This window comes from Paenilisteria newyorkensis (assembly GCF_000766145.1).
GTDB classification, from domain to species: domain Bacteria; phylum Bacillota; class Bacilli; order Lactobacillales; family Listeriaceae; genus Listeria_A; species Listeria_A newyorkensis.
This window is the reverse complement of record NZ_JNFB01000024.1, coordinates 114,201-138,465: the sequence shown is the minus strand read 5'-3', so window position 1 is coordinate 138,465 and position 24,265 is coordinate 114,201. Positions and strand designations below refer to the sequence as shown.

Genomic DNA, 24,265 nt, shown 5'->3' with positions numbered 1-24,265 from the left:
CCCACCGAAAATGGAGCTTTCTACATAATACAGATAAAAACATCTCCATTTTCTCATTAAAACAACATAATTCCGCCACAATTTCATTCAGAAAAGAAGAAATCCTGTATTTTTTATAACCTTTTCCCATGATAAGCTCTTATTTGTAGCCGAAAAATAATCATTTTCACCCCTACATTAAAATATTATGAGGAGGGTAGTTATAGTCCGAGCATAAAAATACGAACAAAAAAAGGAGAAACAAAAAATGAAAAAAAATATGAAGAAAATAGCCATTGCACTAGTAGCAACAAACGTACTAGCAAGCACAGTAATTACGGCATTACCACCAGTACAAACACACGCAGCAGAGAACAAATTAGCAACAACATTGAAAGCGACACAAGGACAAGAGTTAATAAACGTGCCTTTCGTGGGAGATAAAAAACTAACTGGACACATTCCAAATGCAGCCGGTAAGCAGATTACTATAGAGGTCTCTTTCCCAAGTGGCTCATCTTCCCAAGTGAAAGATACTCTCACAGCAACAGTCGATGCTAACAATAACTATTCAATTGATTTATCAGATAAAACTTATCTTCTAGCAGAAAGCTTTGGCTTTACACTTCGAAATGACAGAAATGAAATCCTCGCAGCCCGCTCTGTTCAAACTAACGCAACCACATATAAAGATGGATACATTAATCTTTTGACAACTGGAAATAACAAAATAGTGAGTGGTCGGTTCAAAAACTATCCTAACCAGCGGATAGAGGGTCAGACCATGGATAGAGGTAATTATGGGAATGGTGGATATTATATGGAACCTACTACGACAGATGCTAATGGTTATTTCTCCACTACTATTCCAGGTGCAGTAGCAGACCATACTACAATTGCCATATATCAAACGAAACCTAATACAGATAGTGTAAATACAAACAGATTACTAACAGCACCTCTTAATTTCACAACTATGACAGAAGACACTATCGTTCAAACAACGGTAGACCCATTAACAGTAAATTCCACAACTGTCACAGGAAAAGGGGAACCAAATGCAGCAATTGGCATCAGAAATGGCAATACCAGCATTGCAACTGGTACAGTAGATAGTAACGGGAACTACTCCCTTACCATCGCTAAACAAGCTGGTAATTCTACTATTACAGCAACTGCAACGAAAGCATCAACGAAACAAACATCCAGTGCTGAAACAACTGTTCCAAATGATGCTTTGGCACTTGCCAAAGCTGCTGTCAACAACCTATTCTCAGATGTAATGCATACTAGTTTAAAAGACACAACAACACAAGCCGTGGTTGATGCAACAAGCGCACAAGTCAACGCTCTGCCAGCAAGTGCCGACAAAACAGCATTACAAGCAGATGTGGCAAAAGCACAAAACATACTAAATAAACGCGAAGAAGTAAAAGCATCTATTGTTACTTTCTATCTATCTCATGATAACAAGCCTGTGTTAATTCTAAATAAACAGAAGGCAGCAAACTTCCACTATTTCATGATTGAAGATAGTGCTACCACATCTTTCAATCGATCTTATGCTTATATTGATAACGGAATAGACACTGTTGGATATTACACTACAATCATGGATAAAAATGGTCTTTTAACTGTGTCAGGTACTTCAGCAGTCTCATTATCGAATCGATTTTTCATGCAAACATTTACTGCTGATTCTGCATCTCTAGCAACAGGAACTTTTTACCCTACCGCATATACCCAGATAGTGAGCGAAGCTAAAACAGCAGTTAACGAACTCTTTATTTCGAACAACACTGCAAATCATATCAAAGACACTACTAACCAAGCAGCTATTGATGCAGCACAAGCAAAAGTTAACCTTGTAACCGAAGCAACACAAAAAGCTGAATTACAAGTAAGCGTAGATAAAGCACAAAATGAACTTAATGCTGGGGCAGCGACTATAAGTGTCAATGAGCTTTTCATCAGTAATAACCCTGCTAACCACATCAAAGACACCACTAACCAAGCAGCTATCGATGCAGCGCAAGCAAAAGTCAACCTGGTAACAGATACAACAAAGAAAGCAGAATTACAAACAAGCGTAGATAAAGCACAAAATGAACTTAATGCACGCAATACCGAAGCAGCTAACCAAGCAGCTGCAACAGCGAGCGCCAATGCTTTATTCATCGATAACGACCCAACAAAAAACATCAAAGATACAACTACACAAGCAGATATTAATGCAGCACAAGCTTTAGCAGATAAAGTAACAGATACAACGAAGAAAGCAGATATCAACAAAGAAATTACCTTAGCACAAAATATTTTAAATGCAAAAACCAACTTCCATGGCCTGAGCACAAACGCTAATGCAACAGTATGGTTTGCAAAACTTGATGAAAGCAAAAAATCAGCGTATCAATATAATATGTTTGTCAATGGCGAATATATATCTTCTTGGTATAAAAATGGAGTCTCAACATATTCTCAAAACTATACAGATGGCGTGGATCGGATTGTTAGTGCGGGTTATGCATTCAAAGAGGGCGATGTCCTGACAGCTTCAGTAGAAATAGATGGTAAACAATATCAAGTTGGGAAACTAACCATATCATTATTTAATAACGCAAAAGCAGCGGTCAATGCCTTGTTCATCGATAATGACCCAGCGAAAAACATCAAAGATACAACTACACAAGCGATGATTGACGCTGCAAGTGCACAAGTCAATGCTCTACCAGCAAGCGCAGACAAAACAGCAATGCAAGGCAACGTAACCAAAGCTCAAAATGAACTTAATCAACGCAACGCCGAAGTAGCAGCAAAAACCGCTGTGGACGCTTTATTCATCGATAACAACACTGCTAACCATATTAAGACAACAACAGACCAAGCGGCCATCGATGCAGCACAAGCAAAAGTTAATCTTGTGACAAATACCACGAAAAAAGCGGAATTACAAACAAGCGTTACAAAAGCTCAAAACGAACTTAATCAACGCAACGCCGAAGCAGCAGCAAAAACCGCTGTGGACGCTTTATTCATCGATAACAACACTGCTAACCATATTAAGACAACAACAGACCAAGCGGCCATCGATGCAGCACAAGCCAAAGTTAACCTAGTAACAGATACAACGAAAAAAGCGGAATTACAAACAAGCGTTACAAAAGCTCAAAACGAACTTAATCAACGCAACGCCGAAGCAGCAGCAAAAACCGCTGTGAACGCTTTATTCATCGATAACAACACCGCTAACCACATCAAAGACGCAACCAACCAAGCGGCCATCGATGCGGCACAAGCAAAAGTTAACCTAGTAACAGATACAACGAAAAAAGCAGAACTACAAGGCCAAGTGGACAAAGCCAAAGCCGAGTTAGCTGCTAAAGTTGCTGTAACAGCTGCAACAACTGCCGTTAATAACCTGTTCAGCAACGCACCAACGAATACAACTTTAAAAGACAGTACTACACAAGCCATGATTGATGCTGCAAGTGCATTAGTTAACGCTTTACCAGCAAGTACAGCTAAAACAGCACTACAAGCCGACGTGGCGAAAGCTAACACATTGTTCAACCACATCGATCAAACAACCATTAATGACGTTACAGTTGATTCTACAAGCGTCTCTGGAACCGGCGAAGCAAATGCAGCCATCGTCATCAAAAATGGTAGCACAACCATCGCATCTGGTCGTGTAGCTAGCGATGGCACTTATTTGTTCAACATTGCCAAACAAGCAGGTGGCTCTACGATTACTGCAACGGTAACAAAAGCATCAAATGGCAAAACATCAAGCGCTAGTACTACGATTGCAGATGATAGTTTAGAAGTTGCAACTGCAAGCGTTAATGCTTTGTTTGCTAATGCCCCAACGAACACTATTTTAAAAGATACAACAACACAAGCTATGATTGATGCTGCAAGCGCAAAAGTTGATGCCTTGTCACGTAACATCCCAGAAAAAGCTGATTTACTAGCAGACATTCGTACAGCAGATCAATTGTTCAATCAAATCACAGCAACAACTATCGAAGCACTAACTATTGATAGCGTGACTGTCTCTGGAGAAGGTGAGCCAAATGCAGCTATCATCATCAAAAATGGTAGCACAACCATCGCATCTGGCCGTGTAGCTAGCGACGGCTCTTACCTGTTCTTCATTCCAAAACAAGCAGGCGGTTCTACAATTACTGCAACGGTAACGAAAGCATCGAACGGTAAAATTTCGAGCGCTAGTACAACTATTGTAGATGATACCATTGCGCAAACAACAATCAGCGCACTAACTGTAGATTCTACAAGTGTCTCTGGAACCGGCGAAGCTAACGGAGCTGTTGTCATCAAAAATGGTAGCACAACCATCGCATCTGGTCGTGTAGCAAGTGATGGCACTTATTCCTTCAACATCGCTAAACAAGCAGGTGGTTCTACGATTATCGCAACGGTAACAAAAGCATCGAACAGTAAAACATCGAGCGCTAGTACAACTATTGTAGATGATACCATTGCGCAAACAACGATTAGCGCACTAACTGCTGATTCCACGAGCGTATCTGGAACAGGTGAAGCTAACGGAAATATCGTCATCAAAAACGGCAGCACAACCATCGCAACTGGTCGTGTAGCTAGCGATGGCACTTATTTGTTCAACATTACCAAACAAGCAGGTGGTTCTACGATTACCGCAACGGTAACCAAAGCATCCAATGGTAAAACATCGAGCGCCAGCACGAGACTCCCAAACGTTATAGACTATAGCCTAACAGCGAACACTTACGCAATAGGGAGCGACGAACTAACAGGAACATACGGCAAGAATATATCCAAAGTTCGCTTATGGGTCAACGGTAGAGTCAAAGACCAAGCGACACTCAACGCAGACGGCACATATAGCTTTGCTAACGTACCAAGCCTTGTCAAATTGTCCACCGATCAAGTCGAAGTTGTAGCTGTTAATGGCGCCTATGTCGAAGTCGCACGTAAGACTGTTACAACTACAGGGAGCTCTATCTTAGACACAAGCTTAACACCTAACTCGTATGCGAAGGATAGCGCAACACTCACAGGCACATACGGCAAGGATATCGCCTACGTTCGCCTATGGGTCAATGGTAAACCTGTTCGCCAAGCCGAAACAAGCGGCAGAAACTTTACCTTCACAAACGCTGCTAGCTTCATCAAAAATAGTACCGACCTTGTTGAAGTAGTCGCTGTCGATGCACAATACCAAGAATTAAACCGCAAAACCGTGACGAAGACAGGTTTTGACACACTAGACAATAGCCTGACAGCACCAGAGGATTTCACTTTGGACAAAGACACGGCGATTAATGGAACAATGGGAACGAATGTTGCGTTTGTTCGCCTCAATGTCAATGGTGAAAATGTCAAACAAGCAGCAATGACAGCAGGCACTTACACGATTGCAGGCGCTAATAACTACATCAAGAAAACAAGCGATGTGGTGAAAATCATCGCAGTCAACGCACAGTACCAACAAGTAAACAGTAAAACAATGACTGTCAAAGCTGATGATACTGTCTATGATTATGCTTTAACTCCGAATGCTTACACATTTGGTGATGCAACAATTACAGGAACATACGGCGCAGATGTCAAATCCGTCCGCCTTTCTGTAAACGGTGATACAATTAAAGCAGCGTCAATGAGCAATGGAACCTTCACCTTGACGGGGCTCTCACGTATTACAAGTGCCACAGACTTAGTCGAAATCGTAGCAGTGAATTCAAGCTATGTCGAAGTCGCACGTGTAGCTGTTCAACCAAGATAATTGCACTATAAATAACAACTACAAAAAACATCATACAAATTTCAGCAAAATAGCACGCAACCCTAAAAACAGGTTGCGTGCTATTTTTCGTCTAATAACTAATCGCGCGTTTTTTCAAAGCATTCCACGTACTATTAAACGAAGCCTTCGAAATGCGGACATTCTTTTTCACCGTCCAAGGATCATTATAGTAATAATAACTGCCGTCGTAACCCGTCAGCGTCACAGCGTGCACACTAAAACCATGCATCCGCGTCCAAGCAACGACCGGCCGTCCCGATTTCAACTTCTTTTCCAACGTCACATTTGCAGCGCCGGTCATATTCACAGCCGAGCCCGCATATTTCTTCGTTAATTTCATCAAAGCAGGCGGATAAATCGTGTATCCCGAGCGATTAAATGGATTCCCGACATAACCCAAATTCGGATTACTCGCATGTTTCGGCATCTCGCGCGCCAACCTCGTCTTCTCCACATTCGCGCCCTTGTATTTCAACATCATCGTCACCGCGACAATCTCACAACCCGTTGGTAACTGCGGTCGCTGCGCAATCAACGGCACATTCAGCAACACTTTCGCAACCGGTTTTGGCGGCACAGCAGGCTTCACAACCCGCGTCGTCAAATAATTCCCCGACACATACGCCTTTTTCCCTTTAAAAATAATATGGTGCCATTTCCCAGTTTTCGCTAAACTACTTACCTTAGCGCCTTTTGATAGCCAACCGACCGCCTTATAATTCGTTCCAGCCCCAGCACGCACCGTCAAATTCGCCGTCGTATAGTAAATCGTGGCAGCCGAAACCGCCGATACACTAACAATACTCAACAAAATAACCAAAACCATTCCCACAAGCCACTTTCGATAATTCCCCACTTTACAATCCCCCTAATCATTTCCACAAAAAAAGACCAACATTCCCCTGCTAGTCTCTCACGTTGCGCTAGTTCTATATACCACCGCACGCACAACGTAAACAAAAAAGCGTACTAGATTTGATGAGATTTAAGAGTCTCTTCAAGCCTAGTACGCTTTATTTTTGTTTAGGAAATACTGTAGTTTGGCGCTTCTTTTGTAATTTGGATATCGTGTGGATGCGACTCGCGCAAGCCCGCACCAGTCATCCGAATGAATTGCGACTCTTCACGTAAGTGGCGCAAATCGGCCGAACCGCAATAACCCATACCAGAACGAATACCGCCAATCAGTTGGAACAGCACGTCCGCAAGAGAGCCCTTGTAAGGCACGCGACCTTCAATACCCTCTGGAACTAGCTTCTTCGCATCCGCTTGGAAATAACGGTCCTTAGAGCCCTTCTCCATCGCAGCAAGACTACCCATGCCACGATACGTTTTAAAACGACGACCTTGGAAAATTTCTGTTTCGCCTGGGCTTTCGTCGGTTCCAGCAAACATACTGCCAATCATAACCGCATGTCCACCAGACGCCAGAGCCTTCACGATATCGCCAGAATACTTAATCCCGCCATCCGCAATGATCGTTTTGCCATATTCACGCGCAACTGTTGCACAATCATAAATCGCCGTAATCTGAGGCACACCAACACCTGCAACCACACGCGTCGTACAAATCGAACCAGGTCCGATACCCACTTTCACGATATCCACCCCAACATCAAAAAGTTCACGCGTTGCTTCGGCCGTAGCCACATTTCCCGCAACAATATTCACGTCTGGGAACGCTGCACGAATCTCAGCAATTTTATTCAAAACGCCTTGCGAGTGACCGTGTGCCGTATCAATAATGATTGCATCCGCACCAGCTTTGACAAGTTTCTCCGCACGGCTCAGCGTATCATGCGTCACGCCAACTGCTGCTGCAACGAGCAAACGACCATGAGAATCCTTCGCCGAATTCGGGAACTCAATCACTTTTTCAATATCTTTTATCGTAATAAGACCTTTCAAAACACCATTATCATCCACGAGTGGCAATTTCTCAATACGGTGCTTCTGTAGGATGTTCTCAGCTTGCTTCAACGTCGTGCCAACTGGTGCTGTAACTAGGTTTTCCTTCGTCATCACATCAGAAATCACGATCGAATAGTCTGTAATGAAACGCAGATCCCGGTTGGTCAAAATCCCAACAAGAATGCGATCTTCTTCATTATTAACAATCGGTACACCCGAAATACGATATTTCGCCATCAAATGCTCCGCGTCAAATACTTTATGATCTGGCGTCAAGTAGAATGGGTCAATAATAACACCACTCTCCGAACGTTTCACCTTCTCAATTTCCCCAGCTTGCTCGTCGGCTGTCATGTTCTTATGAATAACCCCGATGCCGCCCTGACGCGCAATCGCAATCGCCATTTTGGCCTCCGTAATCGTATCCATACCCGCACTAAAAACCGGTACATTGAGCTTAAGTGTCGGCGTCATTTCGACTTTCAAATCCACTTCATTCGGCAGTACATCCGATTTCGCCGGTACCAATAATACATCATCAAAAGTAAGACCTTCTTTTGCAAACTTAGTCTCCCACATGGGTCGCAACACTCCTTCAAATTTGGTTGACGTCACCGCTCCAAAATTACAAGCCATTCTTTATAGTAGAAAAAATCGCTCGCAACTCCGCTTCGTTTCCGCCGATAGATTTTGCTAATTAGATAAATGCTACAAGAAATAGCGTCATATGTCAAGAGGCTTGCAATTATCAGTTTTTTCTGAACTAGTTTGACTTTTAGACCATCATCTAACTATTTTGATATGAAAGGAGTTACAGCCGTTTTTCACGTTCTTTCAACATGGGTATATAGTCTCTATGTTTCACGTGAAACAATTGCTTTTCGCTTCTGCACCGCATACGAATAATTTCCACCATACGAAAAAATTTGTCCCTGTTCCAACCAAACCGTCCGATTGAAAATCTGATCCATGAAAAAGCGGTCATGCGAAATTGCGATTATCGTCCCGTCAAAATTCCGCAGCGCTTCCTCAAGCACTTCCCGTGACGCGATATCCAAATGGTTCGTCGGCTCATCTAAAAGTAGCGTATTCACCGGCTGATTCATAAACTGCGCCAAACTAAGCCGCATCCGCTCGCCACCACTTAAGTTTGCCACTTTTCGAAACACCATTTCGCCGTAAAATAGGAAAGTCGCTAACATATGTCGCGCGTCACCTTCAACAACCGCGACCTTATCACGAAACGCTTCGATGACCGTCTGATTTTCATCACCGACATCCATGTGCTGCGATAAATAAGCAATATCAACGCTCGGCCCAACATGCACCGTCCCAATATCAGGCTGCAACTCACCAAGAATCAGCTTCAAAAGCGTCGACTTTCCAGCACCATTCTCGCCAACAATCGCAATCCGCTCCTTCTGCCGCACATGCCAATCCAGGCTCTCAAACAAAATCCGCGTCCCGAACTCCAAACCAACCTGATCAAAAATCACCACATCTTCCCCACTACGCTTCGACTCCTCGAACTCAAGCCGCATATTCTTCTGCTCCAAAGCCGGTTTCTTCAAGACCTCGATCCGGTTTAGCGCCTTTTCCATACTTTTCGCTCTGCGGAACAATGCACCGTTCGGCGGATTAGCCTCCATCGCCCACTGCCGCAAGCGTTTGATAGCCTGCTTCATCTTCTTGATTTTCTTCTGCTGGTCCTTATAATCCTTGAATTCCTTGAGCAGCCTCTCCTCGCGCTCCACCAAATACCCCGAGAAATTCGTGTGATACGTGATCAATTCCTTATTTTCGAGTTCCACAATCTTGTGCACAACCTCATCCAAGAAATACCGATCATGCGAAACAACCAGCACAGTCCCCCGATATACCCTCAAAAACTGCGTCAACCAATCCACCGCCCGCAAATCCAGATGGTTCGTCGGCTCATCCAGAAGTAGCAAATCCGGTTCCTCGAGCAACATCTTGGCAAGCGACACCTTCGTCCGTTCCCCGCCACTCAACTGTTTCCAAACCTTATCTGCCAAGTGAGGAATCCCCAGCCCATGCAAAATTTTATCCATATTCGTATCCAAATTATAGCCACCAAGCTCGATAAAACGCGCCTGCTTCTCCCCATAATTTTGCAACAACTTCTCGCTCGTATCGTGCACCATTCGGCTTTCCATCGCTTCCAGTTCCGCCTGCAAAGCCAATACATGCCCAAACGCCGTCCTCAGAAAATCACGCACAACCATGGTCCCCGTCACATTCGGCATCTGATCCAACAAGCCTACCGTCGCACCCTTCTGCACCGAAACAATCCCCTCGTCAGGCATCTCCATCCGCGCAATAATCTTCAAAATCGTACTTTTCCCCTCACCATTTCTCCCGATGAGCCCAATCCGTTCCCCCTGCTCGACCTGCAAACTAATCTTTTCTAAAATCAAATCCCCAGTAAAGCGTTTTGTTACGTTATTTAAAGCTACTATTGTCATAATTCCTACTCCTCATCATCCGAGAAGCATGGCTATCTTAATCTGATTCGACTTTGTTAGAATCTCAATATGCAGTTTCAATGTTTCACGTGAAACAACCACCCATTAAAATTGCACAACAAAAAACTCAAGCAAATCCCTAAGAGTCTGACACATCGGTCAAATTCAGCATTCGAACAAAGAAGTACTCCATTTCGAATTTGGGATTAGTCCTGAGTTTTTATATCAGTCCAGATTCAATGGCTAACTCCTCGAAAACTTCACATCTTTCGCAAAAACCAAAACCGGGTTTTCACTACAGATGCTCCAGTTTTTTTCGGAGCTAAACGAGCCATTTCAGCTTTGTGTACAGGAATCCATGCTTCTCTTATTTTTCCGATATTCAGTTACGCAAATTGGACAGACTTGTGTCCTGTAACTGAAAAAATGGAAAAAACGGCACGGATGATACTACATAAATTGGCTACTAACTTCAAACGTGCTATCGAGAATTTCATGGATTCCTCACCTCTTTCCGTTCCTAAAATATGCTTTTAGAATACTAGGTTTGGCGCAGATTGTCAAACCCTATTTATTACGCCTTCCCTTTTTTCCTATACAGCATCATCACAGACGTCAAAATTGCTAGCAAACCAACGAGGATTAGCCAGTTATTCGATGACTCATCGCCCGTTTCTGGGAGTTCGCCAACTTTTTCTGGACTTTTCGAAGCAGTCGCAGCTTCTACCACTTTCACGTCTTGTCCATTATCCACGGTTGGTGCTGGTACTGGCGCTGGCGCAACTTTTGCGTAAGTGTAAACGACCTCTTGTGCCGTTTCTGAAAACGTGCCGCTAGTATTTCCGTTCACCTCTTGCAACGTATAATCCGGAATATCTTTTTGCGCGAAATCATAACTCTCGCCGAATTTCCCGGTAAGCTGCGCATTATCCGCAAGTTTTTCACCATTCGTGTCTTGGTAAATCGCCGTCACTGGCTGTGGAACGGCTGCAATACGGCTCACGAGATTGGCAACAGCTTCATTGACCTCCGCTTCCGTATATTTCTTCCCGCCGATCAGATTTGTTAATTCGGTTTTTGCCGCTTTCAAAGCCTCCACATTCGCCGTATTATTCGCCACTTTAGACAGGATCAAATCAGCTTCGTCAATCGCCGCAAACGCTGATGTGAGGTCAATACTCGCCAGTAATTTCTCCAAAATAGGATCATAACTCGGACTAATTGCCGTTTCAAAATTCGCACCTAGAATCGCGACATTCACCTCGTACAGATTGCTCGCCTTGTTAATACGATTCTCAAGCTCGGCAACTTTGGCGCTGGCGATACCTTTACTGTACTGAATACGCTGCAAATGATGCTTCGCCAACTCTTTCGCGCTTTCTACAGAATAACCGTTAACCTCCAAAATCGCCGTTTTCGTCCACAGCAGATTCGACGGTGAAACGCTACTTATATCAGGCTCATTATACGTTTTCCCATCGCGATCGAAGGCGTACAAGAACATTCCCGATAAATTATTCTCCCGCACATATTTCGCAAGTTGGTACATATTCGATTCCCCATACGGAAGTTTCGTGTCATACCAACGATTCCGATCCTGCTCCTCCGGGAAAGTAAGACCCGGCAAGAATTTATCCTTCGCAATATACGGCGCATAAGCATTCGACGACATGGCCGTTCTGTCCGTGCCACTGCCATACTGCTGATACGCCAACATGTCAAAACTATCGCTCACATTCTGGAACGGAGCCATCGTTTCAGCATTGGTATCGTACAAAAAGAGCGTCCCATTATTCGCTTTCGGACCAATATATTTCGACAACGCCTTGATAACACCATCAGAAATTTTCACGTCAGCCGGACTTGGATGCGTTTCCATATCAATATCCAGCCCATCCAAGCCCCACGGAATCATCAACTCATCCAGCAAAGCTTTCGCATAATCGTCAAATTCTTTTTCAGTCGGAAAACTCCCCACATGCGGAACCGCCAACAATTTCGAATAGTCAAAACCGCGAATCAACTTCACCCCACGCGCATGCAACTCCGGCCCATATTCCGTTTTTAGCTTATCAAAAAACGGTTTTGCAAGCGCCTCCTGACCCGGCGGCACATAACTGAAAACGTTCACAATATTAATCCCATAAGGAATATCGCTCATGCTAATCCAGTTCTCATCCGGCAAGCTCGTATTAACCCCCTTCATCTCCACGTCCCGCCAAGCCCGATAATAAACCAAGAAATTCTTGTTCGTGACCTGCTCCTCGGCCTGCACAGTTCGAGATGGCAACGAAAACATCGGAATCAAGCTAACACACAGCACAAAAATAATCGAAAAAATCAAGCTCTTCTTACTCATGAAAAAACCCCTTTTCAGTTTTGTCTTCTAATCTCCCAAGGCATACTAAATAAAACTAAAATTTCAAAAAAGCGCTTTCATAACGATTTTAGCATATATAAAGTAGGATTATATAGACAAATTAAAGGTATTAGTGTACAAATCATTGTTTTTCACCTAGACAATATTCAACATGCCCTCCCCAGTATCGAGAAGAGCATGATCCTTAAAACTACTTCCTCACAACCGGTATCCAAATCTCACTTTTATAATTTGGTTTGCTAGTATCAGGACTCTCATTCCACAGGATTTCCGGTCCAGGAACAACTTCATAACCCGACGTAGGGAGCCATTCCGAGTATATCCTTGCCCAAACATCCTGCAATGCTTTAGGAAATTCTCCACACACAGTAAACACTACCCAAGTTGAAGGTTCCACCACTAAAGTTTCCCATTTTTCCGGAACCGCCATCGTTGTAGCAACACCAATATATTGATCTAACTCGGCGCCCTCTTGCCTGCCTTCACCAAAGTTCGTTGAAGCACAAATGATTCCTGATGGCTGAATATTCGATAGTTTTTTCAACTCCACAAAGTCTTCTGGTTTGAAACTGGCCCACATAGAATCCATTTGCGGATTTACACCTTCATACACGAGTTTAATGCGCTTGCTAATCCCGACAATTTTAAATGCATCCTTTGTTTCAATCCGATAATCCATTACATTTCCCCCTTGAATCTTCAATTGGAAGGTCATCGGCAGAAAAGCTTTTACGTGCGTATTCTCTTTTTTAGCCTGCGTAGGCGTGACATAATGCATCGACTGAAAAGCTCGGGTAAAAGCATCCGGCGACTCATAGCCAAAACGCATCGCAATGTCGATAATTTTTTCATCACTATCTTTTATTAAAATGGCTGCTACGGCTAATTTTCTTAATCGAATATACTCACTAAGCGGCATTCCTGCAAGGTATGAAAAGACCCGTCTAAAATGATACTCCGAGCAACACGCGATTTTCGAGAGCTCTTTGTAATCCATTTTGTCCATCAAATGAGCTTCAATATACTGCATAGCCAGATTCATTTGCTTGATTGTACCCATTCCAACGACCTCCTTTAAAGCGATTTTATCAAAAATACAGAGAATGTTCCCGTCATTATCGTTGCATGTAGTAACGCTTGTGTAAATTATCGCTAAAATTAGACCTCCGCCAAATTTAAATGATTATTCAGTGCCCTCACTTAAAATTTTTCTAGCAATAGCCATATACTCTTCTTTGGTAAATTGAATTATAGAATCGTCAAATGCATCTATAAAAACTTCTTCAATTTTATTGGCAAGTTCAAAATCTGTAACCTCACGTCTATTTAAAAAGTAAACAATTTGATTTATTTCTGAATCATATTCATCTGATGGAGCAAATGGAAGTACTTCAATTGGATCCCATTCATCAATGACATGCTTTACTTTATTTCTCATATTACGATTCTCCCTTAACTTAAATTCAATACAGTTCATTCTTTCTAAATCCTCTATTACATGATAAAATCCACGCTTATCTTGTTTTCTCTAGGCAAAGGAATCCATTCATTACTCATAATCAAACCCAAGCAAGTATCTTAGGCACCACATATACCACAGTTGCAATAAAAAACAGGCACACAACGAGCAACGACGCCATTTTCCTTCGTGTTTTATAAATTTTCGTCTTATAAATAACAAGCATAACAACTACTATTACAAAATTGACTATTAACGCCATCACACCCGCTTCTTGATACAATTTTGCCCCTCCCTTCATCTACAAAAATATGACTACACTCACAGTAATCAGCAACCAAAACGTGAATAATACGCCCCAAAAACTTTTCCATTTCTCGTTTTTAAAATTCACTAACATGAGGCATGCAATTACAATTAATACGTAGAAAAAATCGTTTATACGCTCAATCATGATTCAACACTCCTTTGGCGCACAGCCACCTTCAGCCACCAAACACCGTCTGACCACTCTCCCATGCATTTTTTAATAGCACAGACCCTAGACCTAGAAAAAACACCACGCCTATCATTTTTTTAATAATGGAAGTTTTGCTATCAAGTACAATAATCCCGACAACAGAACTAATAATCCCACCAATCAGATATAAAATAAAAACCCACATGCTTCATGACTCCTTTGCGTCACTCATAATAAATAAAAGTATCCACCACATACTTGGCATAAGCCCCAACAATCAACAAAAATACACAAATCGAGCTAAGGGTTAGCCACTTAGTATGTCCGTAGGCTTTCATTGCAAAATAAAGTACCACAGTGACCAAAAACAGAAGTAAAAACACCGCAAAATAAACAAAACGATATATATTTGAAAACTCCATTTCCCACCTGCCTCGACATTATATTGTTACATAGAAACCTAGACCAACGATTAGTAGCCATACACCCAACATGATATACGAAACTCCTCTATCAAGAGCACCCCATTTAAATTTCTTAATAACTCCTAAAAAGGGGATCGTGATAAGTAATAATAAATGTATAGCTATATTAAACAACGAATCCAAAAGATACCACCACCTACCTGTATGTATGTTACTTCTTCATAAATTAACCAACTTCAACAATTACCTTACATACAGCCCTTCCACAGCTAGCAACCCAATTTCATACCACCAATACTTTGAACACAAAAACTAGCAGTACGCATAACATCATGAAACTCCTCTTAGCAGCAACATTCATTGACGATCTAGCAACTATGTAACAGATTATTAAGCAAACTAATATTAATACTGAATAAATGAACCACATATCTTACTCCTTTCAAAACAGCTCGATAAAAAGAAGCCTGGAAAAATATCCGCCACCTAGTATCGAGAAATATAGACAAAAAGTTTATCGAACTTAACTAATTTTTTATCAGACTCTACTTTGAAACACATGCCTAAGCATACTAGTATAGCAACGGAGTAGATAAAAATATGCATACAGTAATCCCTCTTTCTTCTCAAAATAATATTAGTTATAAAACAAGCCCTTCTCAAAACTCGAGAAGAGCCCGTTCCCATCTTACCTCGCTTGCTTCCGCAGTTTCCGCATCATATCTTGCTCAACGCTACCGCCAAATCGAACCGCAACAATGTCTTCTTTTTTGATCCAGCAAGTGCCATCCGGACGTCCTTCATCAGTGACCAGACTGACTTCCAAGCCTTCATAGTCATTTTCCGCGATAATCCCTGCGACTTGAGCCTCGTCTCCCAGGATTTCGATACCCGCGATTTCCTCATTTTGATACACATGATCCACCGCAATTTCGAATAGCGAATGCTTTTTGTTTGGTACTTTATCAAAGAACGCCGGACTTCTCGGTTGGCCTAGCTGCTTCGCGAGTAATTCTGCGGTTTTCAGAAAAGCCGTGTCGATTTCGATGCGATACACCATTTCCAGTGGTAGCACGACAAATCCTTCCTCATAGCCATCCGCTCGCCTTGCACGGAACATGACGTCGCTTGCAGTGAGTGCTTCAATGTAGCCCGCCTCGAAATAATCTGCCTCGCGAGCCGTGTAGATGGCTACGAGTTTTTGTTCTTGTTGGCATTTTAGTAAACGTTCGTATATGAATTTTGTGGACATTTTTGTTCCTCCTTGATTATATTATCTCTTTTATCGCTGTCTACTTAAGCTTTACAAGCCTCGACAAAACACATTATCTCATCAAATAGTAAAACCACTATCCCATCTACTTTTTCGTATACACAATGATTCTTGCTGGAGAGATCTACCCAAATTGAGTTCCCTTCAATGTAGCCTATCAACCAAAAGAAATCTGGAACTTCTATCCCATCGCCAACTACTCCAAATCTGTCATCGTTAATACTGTAGATAAAAATTTCTCTTTCATCGATTTCCCAATTTTTATTTTCAATTTCGTTCACTTCTATTTTTAACCTTTCTGTATCAATCTTAGCATTTCCTTCTATTTTTGATGAGAAAAGGGGCGCAATGAAGATATATAGACATATTTCAAAACCAGAATCAATCATTTGAAAATACACTGGATAGTCACGTTTTTTTAAAATATCATCACTATTGGATTTTATTATCTCCTTTTGAAATATATTCGGTACATCTAAATCTTCTAACTTGCTTATTTCACCAAAGATGACAGCATCTGGATTCTCTTTAATTATTTCCATTATATTTTTAGCTACATTTTTCTTAATTTCAATGATTCCATAAAAGAAAGTTACCCCATCTGCCTCCTCTACATATTCTTGAGATAAGCTACACTCACTACTCCTAATGATACCGTTGTTCTTCCCCCATACTTTCTTGTACTGATCTATGCGCGTTGGAAATTCTACTTCTTCGACTATCAATGCAAAATAGTTTAGGTCAGATGGTTCAGGTAGAACGTTATCTAATGTCTCTACACAGTACTCTTGGTAGTTATGGTGAACTAGTTCCATTTCAATACCATTTATAGCCAAATATTTCAAATTAGAATTGAATTCACTTTTCTTAAACTCAGTCCATATTTTACTCATAATTACCATGCCAACCTTCCGAAATAATCATAATGGCGACCACCTTTACCGTTAAAATGAGGTCCTCTATTTTGTGAGGGGTCATCCTTATATCTATGTCCGCCAGAGTGATCTCTAATAACCCTTTTACGCTTACCTTTTCCAAATGTATAGTCGCGTCCTGGTATCCCTTTACCTTGCCTATTTTTAGCAGGTTTAACACTAGTTGGGTGTTGTGACATCGGTATCCCGAATTTTCTTTTAGCTGCTCTGAAAGCACCTCTTCTCCCTGCCCCTTTTGGTGTATAGTTTTTAGGCTTGGCAAAGCGGTACAATTTTTTAGCCCCTCTAAAAGCTTTTTTAGCTAATTTAAATTTCCCACCACCAATAGCACCTTTTGCAGCTGCTATTCCAGCCTTCTTCCAACTCTTTGTTTTTTTGTATGCTTTATAACCATCATAGGCCGCAAATCCAGCATTAATCGCAAGCCAGACCCAATGACCATCAGGATCGATATGCATGACTGGGTTATTATTGGCATAGTTGTAACTGTTCATCGTTAATGGGTCATCTTCATCACCTGGATCTGGATCCACACTGATAAAGATACCTTGTTCTGGTTCGTAGTAACGAGCCATCAAGTAGTACATACCTATCTCTTTGTCATACGTATAGCCAGCATAGCCGAATGGGTTTTGTTTGGCTTCATTGGTCGTCTCGGTAGCTTTTAGTACGTTACCCCAAGCATCGTAGCTGTATTCTGCCACCAAGTCGCCTGCTTCATTCGTCAGGGCAACCACATCGCCATGCGCGTTGTAGTGATAGAAGACTGTTTTTGTACCAACTTTCATTGCCATGCGAACGTTACTATCAGAATAGACATATTGGCGTTGCACCGTTCCTGCACCGTCTGTTTCATACAGCACATCAATACTATCGCCATCGTAGTAATACTTGGTTGTTTGTCCATTGACTGTTTTTTCAATACGACGGTTATCGTCATCGTATTTATACGTGGCGAATGGTGCTGTTTCGCCTTTTTTCGTAATGGCTGTTAGCTGGTCTGCGGTGTCCCATGTATACGTGTATTTCCCATCACTTAGACGATTTCCATTTGTATCGTAAGTTAGTTTGTCGCCATTCCACATGGTTAGTTGGTTACCATCATTATAACTTGCATCGATAGCTTTTGTCTTGCCTGAATCTGTCACTTTTGTGCGATTGCCAAAACCATCGTAGGTGTAGGCTTTGACGGTACCATCTGGTAGTGTTTCTTTGGTCAGCTGGTTGATCGCGTCATATTCGTAACTGGTTTTACCCGCTTTCTTATTGTCAATCGTGGTTCGGTTACTTGCTGCATCATAGGTGTAACTTTCTTCAAAAAGACTATCGCCCAGCTTGTTTCCGATTTGAATTTCGCTTACTTTTTGCGTCGCATCATAGTTGAAGTTCGTTCCAACACCGTTCCCATTGATATATTGGCTGACGTTTCCAAATTCATCGTAATCGAGATAATAGTTACGAGAACCATCGTTAAATTTGGTATTTTGGTCCAAAGCATTGTAATCATACGTTGCTTTATAATTATGCGCACCATGAGAAACGATGACTTCATTGATTTTGTCGGTTTTTCCTTTATTGTCTTTGCTTGGTTTGTCTTTATATGTCCAGGAAACACTGCCTCCGCGTTCGGTTTGTTTGGTGATACGATCGGCGTCGTCATATGCTTTATCGCGTACCATACCAGATAGAGCATCGGTCACTTTTGTTTCATTGCCATTCGGGTCAAATTGGAAGCTGAAAGCGGTTTGACCGTTCCATTTCACGCCTGTTGCACGATCGGCCGAGTCATAGATGCTTTCGATGGTGTCGCCGTTTGGTTTCGTGACTTTAGTTTGGTTCGCATTGGCGTCGTATTCGTAGCTGATTTTACGACCTAAGGCATCTGTAAATTGCGTGACTTTGTTGTCGCTATCGTACGCGTAACTATTTTGTTGTTCTTTCCCATCTGCCGTTACGAATTTCTCCGTGGTATTGCTGTTGTCGTCATACTTGTAGGCAACCGCTGTCCCATTCGCCAGCGTTGTTTTCGTCAATTGATTATCGACGTTATACTCGAGTTTCTTCGTGTTGCCTTTTTCATCGGTTTCGGTGAGTTTGTTGCCGTACACATCATACGTGAAGCCCGTTTTGCGATTTTCCTCGTCATAGGAAGCCACAACGTAATTGCCACTCGCATCATACGTGTTTTCTGTCATCACTTCGCCGTCTAAAATACGAACATCGTCAAACCATGCTTTACCTGTCGCACTGTTTTGGAACATTGTGGACAACATCACCGTTTGAATCGGTTTCTTCGCTTTCACTACCACCGCACTTCGGTTCCATTCATTGGTTCCGAGTGGGAATTTCGCGCGGACATATTCGTTGGTACCGTCGGTGTACCGTACATCGGCCCATAACGCGTAATCATCGCTTAACTTGCTGGTACCACTTGCTTTGGCGTTCTCCGATTTCGACATGCCGGTAATCGTCACGGCTTTGGCTGTCGTCTGGTTCAATGCCACGGTTTGTCTCAAAAAGGCATTGGCTTCTGCGCTCGTTTTGCGTTCATAAAGCACCGAACTACCGCCACTGAATCCTTCTTCATCTGTAATACGCATCGCGGTTAAGGCGCTATTTCCTGCGCGTACCCAGCCATCCGCCGTCAGCTCTGTACTCTTCTCGACGCTGTTATTTACTAGTGGATTGTAGGTTGACGCAATACTGCCTTTTTCCAGTTGCACATTGTCATACCAAACGGTGCCTTTTCCTTTGCTGCCAACCGTTTGCTCACTATCCAAGTACACCAAAACTTTGTTAGTTTCTTTTGTGGTCGTAAAAGTCAGTTGACGCTTCACCCAGCCCCTATTTCCTTGAATCGAAGCCGCTCGATTGGAATTCCATACCGCACCATCTGTCACGTCTTTACTGGCCGCTGTTTGGGAGCGTGTAATCAGAATCGCGTCCGCATTTGCCATATTTGCAGTCTTGATATAGGCACTCAGCGTGTACGTCGTTTCTGGCTCGACATCCACATATTGCGTCGCTGCGGTGTAGCCTTTTTCCGTATTGGCACCTTCACTCGTGATCTTAACCGCGCCGCTTCCGCCTAGAGCTCCCGGTGCTTTTTCGGCACTATCAAAACTCAAGCCGCCCGTCGCATTGCTCTGAATCATTTTCCAATTCGTGAGCGCGGTGCCACTTTCAAAACCACTGTTCAGTAGTAAATTCCCAGCGACGGACAAATCGCCACTTCCACTTATTGGATTCCCGTATGCATCGTATTGCGTCACCGAAGACATATTTGCTTCCGTTTGGGTTGTCTCGGATACCGCATCCGCACCACTGTAAGCTGTGGTTGTTTCGCGATTCTCCGTGTCTGTTGCGGAAATCACGTCATTATTCTCATTATACGTATAATTCTCCGTCCCATAAGGATCGGTCACCGACGTCACATTCCCGTCCGCGTCATACGTATACGTCTCTTCTTGCCCTTTTGGACTCACTTCTTTAATCAGGTTATTCGCTTCGAAGCTTGTGGTCGTGCTCAACTTCAAGCCATCCGCGTCCACAACCACTTTCTCGGGATTTCCCGCCTGATTGTAGGTATAAACCGTCTTCTTACCTTTCGCGTTCACCAGCGTCGCCTCACGCTTCTCAGGCGCATAGCTCAGCGTCGTCGCTTTGCCAACTGGATCGGTCACTTTCACCAATTTCTTATCTGTGTACGCATATGTTGTCTGGTACGGCGTCGCTTCCGTGTGCTCCGGATCATAAATCGCCGTCAACAAGCCATCCGTGTAGCCATAACGATACGCCTTCCCGCGCGGAGTCGTCGATGCCGTCAATTGTTTCGCCGCATCATACGTAAACGTCACATCGCGATTCTCCGGCCCGGTGATTTTCGAAATCTGCGCACCGTTGTAAGTCACGCTCACCTTCCGACCAGACGCATCCGTGATCCCCGTCAACTTCCCACTCGCGTACGTATACGTCAACACATTCCCATTCGGATCCTTCTCCGTCAAAAGTTGTCCCGCCGCATTAAACGCCACTTCCGATTTATCCTGCTCCACCATCAAAAAGCCCGTCGCAGTTTTCGTCAGTTCGCTATACACACCAGCAGGCGCCTCATACGTCGTGCCCGTTTTCATAAACAATTGCGTTTTATTATCAGACTCATACAACATCACATCGCCGTTCGACTGTTCTGCGACGCGTGTTTCCAATGTACTCGTCCAGCCTTTTCCGAACAATCCGACTTGGTCATTCTGGCTGTTAAACGTCCGGCTAATATTGATGCTCGGCCCGCGTCCTTCCAGCTCGAAATCCGTCTCGCTGAACAAGAAATTTCCATTCGTCGCGTTGACTTCGCCGCCAATAACAGGAATCGATGTCCAATAATCCACCATGCCTTGCTGTGAACCAACAAGTGGAATCGTCGGCTTATAAATTCCAGAAATGGCGCTGATCGCTTGTTTTCCAGTTTTTGTGTAAGCTTTCACCCGGAAAGCGTAGGTTTTCAAATGACCTAATGTCCCGCCAGAATTCGTATACACCGGCGAAGGATCTTGCGCTAATTCCGCGCCTTTTCCATCCGTATGCAACGCCCAACCACCAGCTGCAATCTCCGCATTTGTCGGCCATAGCCCTTTATTCTGCGTCGTCCAACTCGTCTTATTTCCAACATCAAATTCGACATCCTTTTTCCCGTCGAACAGCGTCACGATATACCCTTCCGCATTCGCGACAGGCGCCCAGTTCACTTGCACATAACCAGTATTCGTGCCAGCCAAGTTCGCGTACGCTTTCCCGGTTGGTGCTGCTGGCGTCTCAATCGGCATGTACACGTCTGTAATATCCGATGTAGGGCTATCCCCACCTGGGAACGTAGCTAAAACACGTACGATATAGTTCTGTCGATTCCGGTAATCCGCGGTACTACCTGCTTGATAGCCATTGTCGTAGAGCTCTCGTGGATCATTCGCGAACTCCGAACCTTTTCCATCCGTATGGAACTCAAAGTCACCTTCCTCCATTTCCGCCTGTGTCGGGAATATTTTCTTCCCTTTCGATGTCCAAGTGGTCACATTCCCAACTGGGATATGCTCATAATTGTAACCATTCCAAATCAATAGTCGGTATCCCGTCGCGCCCGGCACCGCATTCCACGTCAAGTCCATGTACCCCGTGCCAGTACCCGGTCCATTCGAATACGTTTTCGCAACCGCTTTCGCCGGTTTCGCATACGTATACGTCACTTCCAAATACGGCACATTCGTACCCGTTTCCGTCGCCGTGAACTTTTTCCAGAAACCTTGCGTGTTCGTCGTGTGCATCATGAAACCGTAGTTCACCCGCGTGCCCTGCGCCCATGCCTGCACTGTATCTTTCACGTTAAAACTGGCCCACTGCCCGCGTCCGACATTCGTCTCCGCAATGTTCGTCGCTGTCGGTTTCGTATTCCACGTCACCGCGCCCGGCGTCCAAGCACTCTTCACCTCATCCAGTTTCACCAAGTTCGGCGTCGATGGATAGTAATGCCATTTTGCATACGCTTTAAAAGTCGCCGATTCAATCGAAGCCTTCGCGAGCGACGACACATCCGGCTTGATATACGCGTAATTAATCCCCGTCGTGCCATCATACTGACCAACCGACATCGTATACTCGCCTTGACCCGCGTCCCACAACTTGCTTCCCGAATAATTCGCCGTCGGGTAAGCACTCGCAATATGCGCATCCGTCACCTTTTTCAACTGCACACTCGGATCAATATACACCGGATACACCCGGTCCTCTGCCTTCAACCAGTCCTCATCCGCCACCACTTGCAACGAATAAACCGTACTCGTCAACGCCTCCAGCTTGAATTCCACCGCATCCGAACTCACCGCGATGCCCGATTTATCATCGATTTTCGAGTCCGACATCACCGGCTTCGGCAATTCAAAAACCACCGCGCCCTTGCGATTCGTAAAGCTGATCGAGCCGTCCTCCGTTCCACTTTCAATTTCGTGTCCAATCGGAAATTATACGTATTAAATCCATTATATTCACTAACCACGATGTCTTCCTTCACAGACGTGTTAAAATGCAAATTCCGCAAATCCGTGTTCGGTAACACCTCTTTAAATCGCGCTTCATTGCCGTCGACGCTCGCTTCCACGTCCGTCACAGCCGTTTTTTCCTTCTCACCTTCCGCAGATTCAAAACCAAACGTAATCGCTTCGTTTCCCTCTCCAAAAGTACTATATTTCCCTTTTTCCATCCTCGGTAGGAATTGCGCTTGGATCTCCGTCCGTTCCGCCTCAATAACGTCCTCATCCGTCGTCACCAAGTCGTTCGAAACCCGCTCCCACTCGCCATCTTCCTTCACATTCACCGGCTCCGTAAAAATCTGTTTCGTGAAAGAACCGTTCTGATTATCATACACAATCTCATTCTCCGTGCGTTCCTCGACCAATTCCACCGGCTTCGCTTCCGCCGTCGTTTTCGGTGTTGGTGCCACATCTCCCTTTGTTTCCTCCGCGCGTGGCTCAAATGCTGGCAATGTTGAAATAACCAATGCAAAAACCAACCACACTAACAATCCCTTTTTAAGCAAAATCTTCATGTAAAAACTCCTCCGCTTTTTGTATTTTTCTTACCATCTCATTTTGGTGAACGCTTTCACCAAACTCCAAGATATCATATCAATTATTGGAAAACAATGCTTTTTTTCGTTTTTTTCTAAAAAATTATTCTTTTATTCTATTTCTAACTATAAATTTATTCAATTCCGCTATATCCCGCATAAAGCCCTCCAAAATGACATCCCCACCTTTCTTGATCTCTTAACCATTATACGAACGTTTGTTCTTTTTGTAAATACCAAAAGTCTCCCAAATTGAAATTGATACTTTTGATACCGATGTAAATTCTATCACAAAAAATAATCGAAAAACCGTTTTAGTCCTAAACGCTTGTTTTTTGATCCTGAACGCCGATACCCACCCTAAATATTGGATATTATCCCCTCATATGAAACAAGGCGTTTCCCACATGAAACATATTCCAACTCACTGAAACATCAACCCAATTCACCAATTCATATTTACATCCGACTCGAAACCGTTTACATTTAATCTATACAGAAAGCCCGCAAAACATGCTTTCTAATCAAGCTC

At 43.4% G+C, this 24,265-nt stretch carries 13 protein-coding genes; 1 reads left to right on the top strand and 12 read right to left on the bottom strand.

Features of this window, described 5'->3' with window-relative positions; genetic code table 11:
- Positions 1-247: 247 nt before the first annotated feature.
- Positions 248-5,767, top strand: a complete 5,520-nt coding sequence (locus EP58_RS09930) for a toxin Cry1Ac domain D-VI-related protein (RefSeq protein WP_036093030.1) — start codon at positions 248-250, stop codon at positions 5,765-5,767.
- Between the two features lie 91 nt (positions 5,768-5,858).
- Here the strand turns inward: EP58_RS09930 and EP58_RS09925 are convergent, their stop codons facing one another.
- The 12 genes from EP58_RS09925 to EP58_RS17695 form a co-directional block, all read right to left on the bottom strand.
- Positions 5,859-6,644: a C39 family peptidase gene (locus tag EP58_RS09925; protein ID WP_036093029.1), complete on the bottom strand. Its 786-nt coding sequence runs from the start codon at positions 6,642-6,644 to the stop codon at positions 5,859-5,861.
- Between the two features lie 167 nt (positions 6,645-6,811).
- Positions 6,812-8,278 (bottom strand): IMP dehydrogenase, encoded by a 1,467-nt coding sequence (guaB, locus tag EP58_RS09920; RefSeq protein WP_036081931.1) that lies wholly within the window; start codon positions 8,276-8,278, stop codon positions 6,812-6,814.
- 275 nt (positions 8,279-8,553) lie between these two features.
- Positions 8,554-10,185: a ribosomal protection-like ABC-F family protein gene (abc-f, locus tag EP58_RS09915; protein WP_036093028.1), complete on the bottom strand. Its 1,632-nt coding sequence runs from the start codon at positions 10,183-10,185 to the stop codon at positions 8,554-8,556.
- 574 nt (positions 10,186-10,759) lie between these two features.
- Complete coding sequence (locus EP58_RS09910; protein ID WP_077917891.1) at positions 10,760-12,544, bottom strand: EndoS/ChiA family endoglycosidase; 1,785 nt, start codon at positions 12,542-12,544, stop codon at positions 10,760-10,762.
- 211 nt (positions 12,545-12,755) lie between these two features.
- Positions 12,756-13,625, bottom strand: a complete 870-nt coding sequence (locus EP58_RS09905) for an AraC family transcriptional regulator (RefSeq protein ID WP_036093027.1) — start codon at positions 13,623-13,625, stop codon at positions 12,756-12,758.
- A 123-nt stretch (positions 13,626-13,748) separates the two neighbouring features.
- A complete protein-coding gene (locus EP58_RS09900; protein WP_036093026.1) occupies positions 13,749-14,003 on the bottom strand; it encodes a DUF1871 family protein in 255 nt (84 codons plus the stop codon).
- A 121-nt stretch (positions 14,004-14,124) separates the two neighbouring features.
- Complete coding sequence (locus EP58_RS09895; protein WP_036093024.1) at positions 14,125-14,307, bottom strand: hypothetical protein; 183 nt, start codon at positions 14,305-14,307, stop codon at positions 14,125-14,127.
- A 202-nt stretch (positions 14,308-14,509) separates the two neighbouring features.
- Complete coding sequence (locus EP58_RS09890; protein ID WP_036093023.1) at positions 14,510-14,689, bottom strand: hypothetical protein; 180 nt, start codon at positions 14,687-14,689, stop codon at positions 14,510-14,512.
- A gap of 908 nt (positions 14,690-15,597) precedes the next feature.
- Positions 15,598-16,161, bottom strand: a complete 564-nt coding sequence (locus EP58_RS09880; RefSeq protein ID WP_036093020.1) for a hypothetical protein — start codon at positions 16,159-16,161, stop codon at positions 15,598-15,600.
- A gap of 44 nt (positions 16,162-16,205) precedes the next feature.
- Complete coding sequence (locus EP58_RS09875; RefSeq protein ID WP_137657494.1) at positions 16,206-17,075, bottom strand: hypothetical protein; 870 nt, start codon at positions 17,073-17,075, stop codon at positions 16,206-16,208.
- A 2-nt stretch (positions 17,076-17,077) separates the two neighbouring features.
- Complete coding sequence (locus EP58_RS09870; RefSeq protein ID WP_474200027.1) at positions 17,078-23,029, bottom strand: DNRLRE domain-containing protein; 5,952 nt, start codon at positions 23,027-23,029, stop codon at positions 17,078-17,080.
- Positions 23,029-23,712 (bottom strand): hypothetical protein, encoded by a 684-nt coding sequence (locus tag EP58_RS17695; protein ID WP_052171425.1) that lies wholly within the window; start codon positions 23,710-23,712, stop codon positions 23,029-23,031. The genes EP58_RS09870 and EP58_RS17695 overlap by 1 nt, the downstream gene beginning before the upstream one ends.
- Between the last annotated feature and the right edge of the window lie 553 nt (positions 23,713-24,265).

Bases quoted from the DNA above. Each gene is read 5' to 3' on its own strand.
- EP58_RS09930 (WP_036093030.1), top strand. From the start codon at position 248: ATGAAAAAAAATATGAAGAAAATAGCCATTGCACTAGTAGCAACAAAC.
- guaB (WP_036081931.1), bottom strand. From the start codon at position 8,278: ATGTGGGAGACTAAGTTTGCAAAAGAAGGTCTTACTTTTGATGATGTA.
- abc-f (WP_036093028.1), bottom strand. From the start codon at position 10,185: ATGACAATAGTAGCTTTAAATAACGTAACAAAACGCTTTACTGGGGAT.
- EP58_RS09910 (WP_077917891.1), bottom strand. From the start codon at position 12,544: ATGAGTAAGAAGAGCTTGATTTTTTCGATTATTTTTGTGCTGTGTGTT.
- EP58_RS09905 (WP_036093027.1), bottom strand. From the start codon at position 13,625: ATGGGTACAATCAAGCAAATGAATCTGGCTATGCAGTATATTGAAGCT.
- EP58_RS09900 (WP_036093026.1), bottom strand. From the start codon at position 14,003: ATGAGAAATAAAGTAAAGCATGTCATTGATGAATGGGATCCAATTGAA.
- EP58_RS09890 (WP_036093023.1), bottom strand. From the start codon at position 14,689: ATGTGGGTTTTTATTTTATATCTGATTGGTGGGATTATTAGTTCTGTT.
- EP58_RS09880 (WP_036093020.1), bottom strand. From the start codon at position 16,161: ATGTCCACAAAATTCATATACGAACGTTTACTAAAATGCCAACAAGAA.
- EP58_RS09875 (WP_137657494.1), bottom strand. From the start codon at position 17,075: ATGAGTAAAATATGGACTGAGTTTAAGAAAAGTGAATTCAATTCTAAT.
- EP58_RS09870 (WP_474200027.1), bottom strand. From the start codon at position 23,029: ATGTCGGACTCGAAAATCGATGATAAATCGGGCATCGCGGTGAGTTCG.
- EP58_RS17695 (WP_052171425.1), bottom strand. From the start codon at position 23,712: ATGAAGATTTTGCTTAAAAAGGGATTGTTAGTGTGGTTGGTTTTTGCA.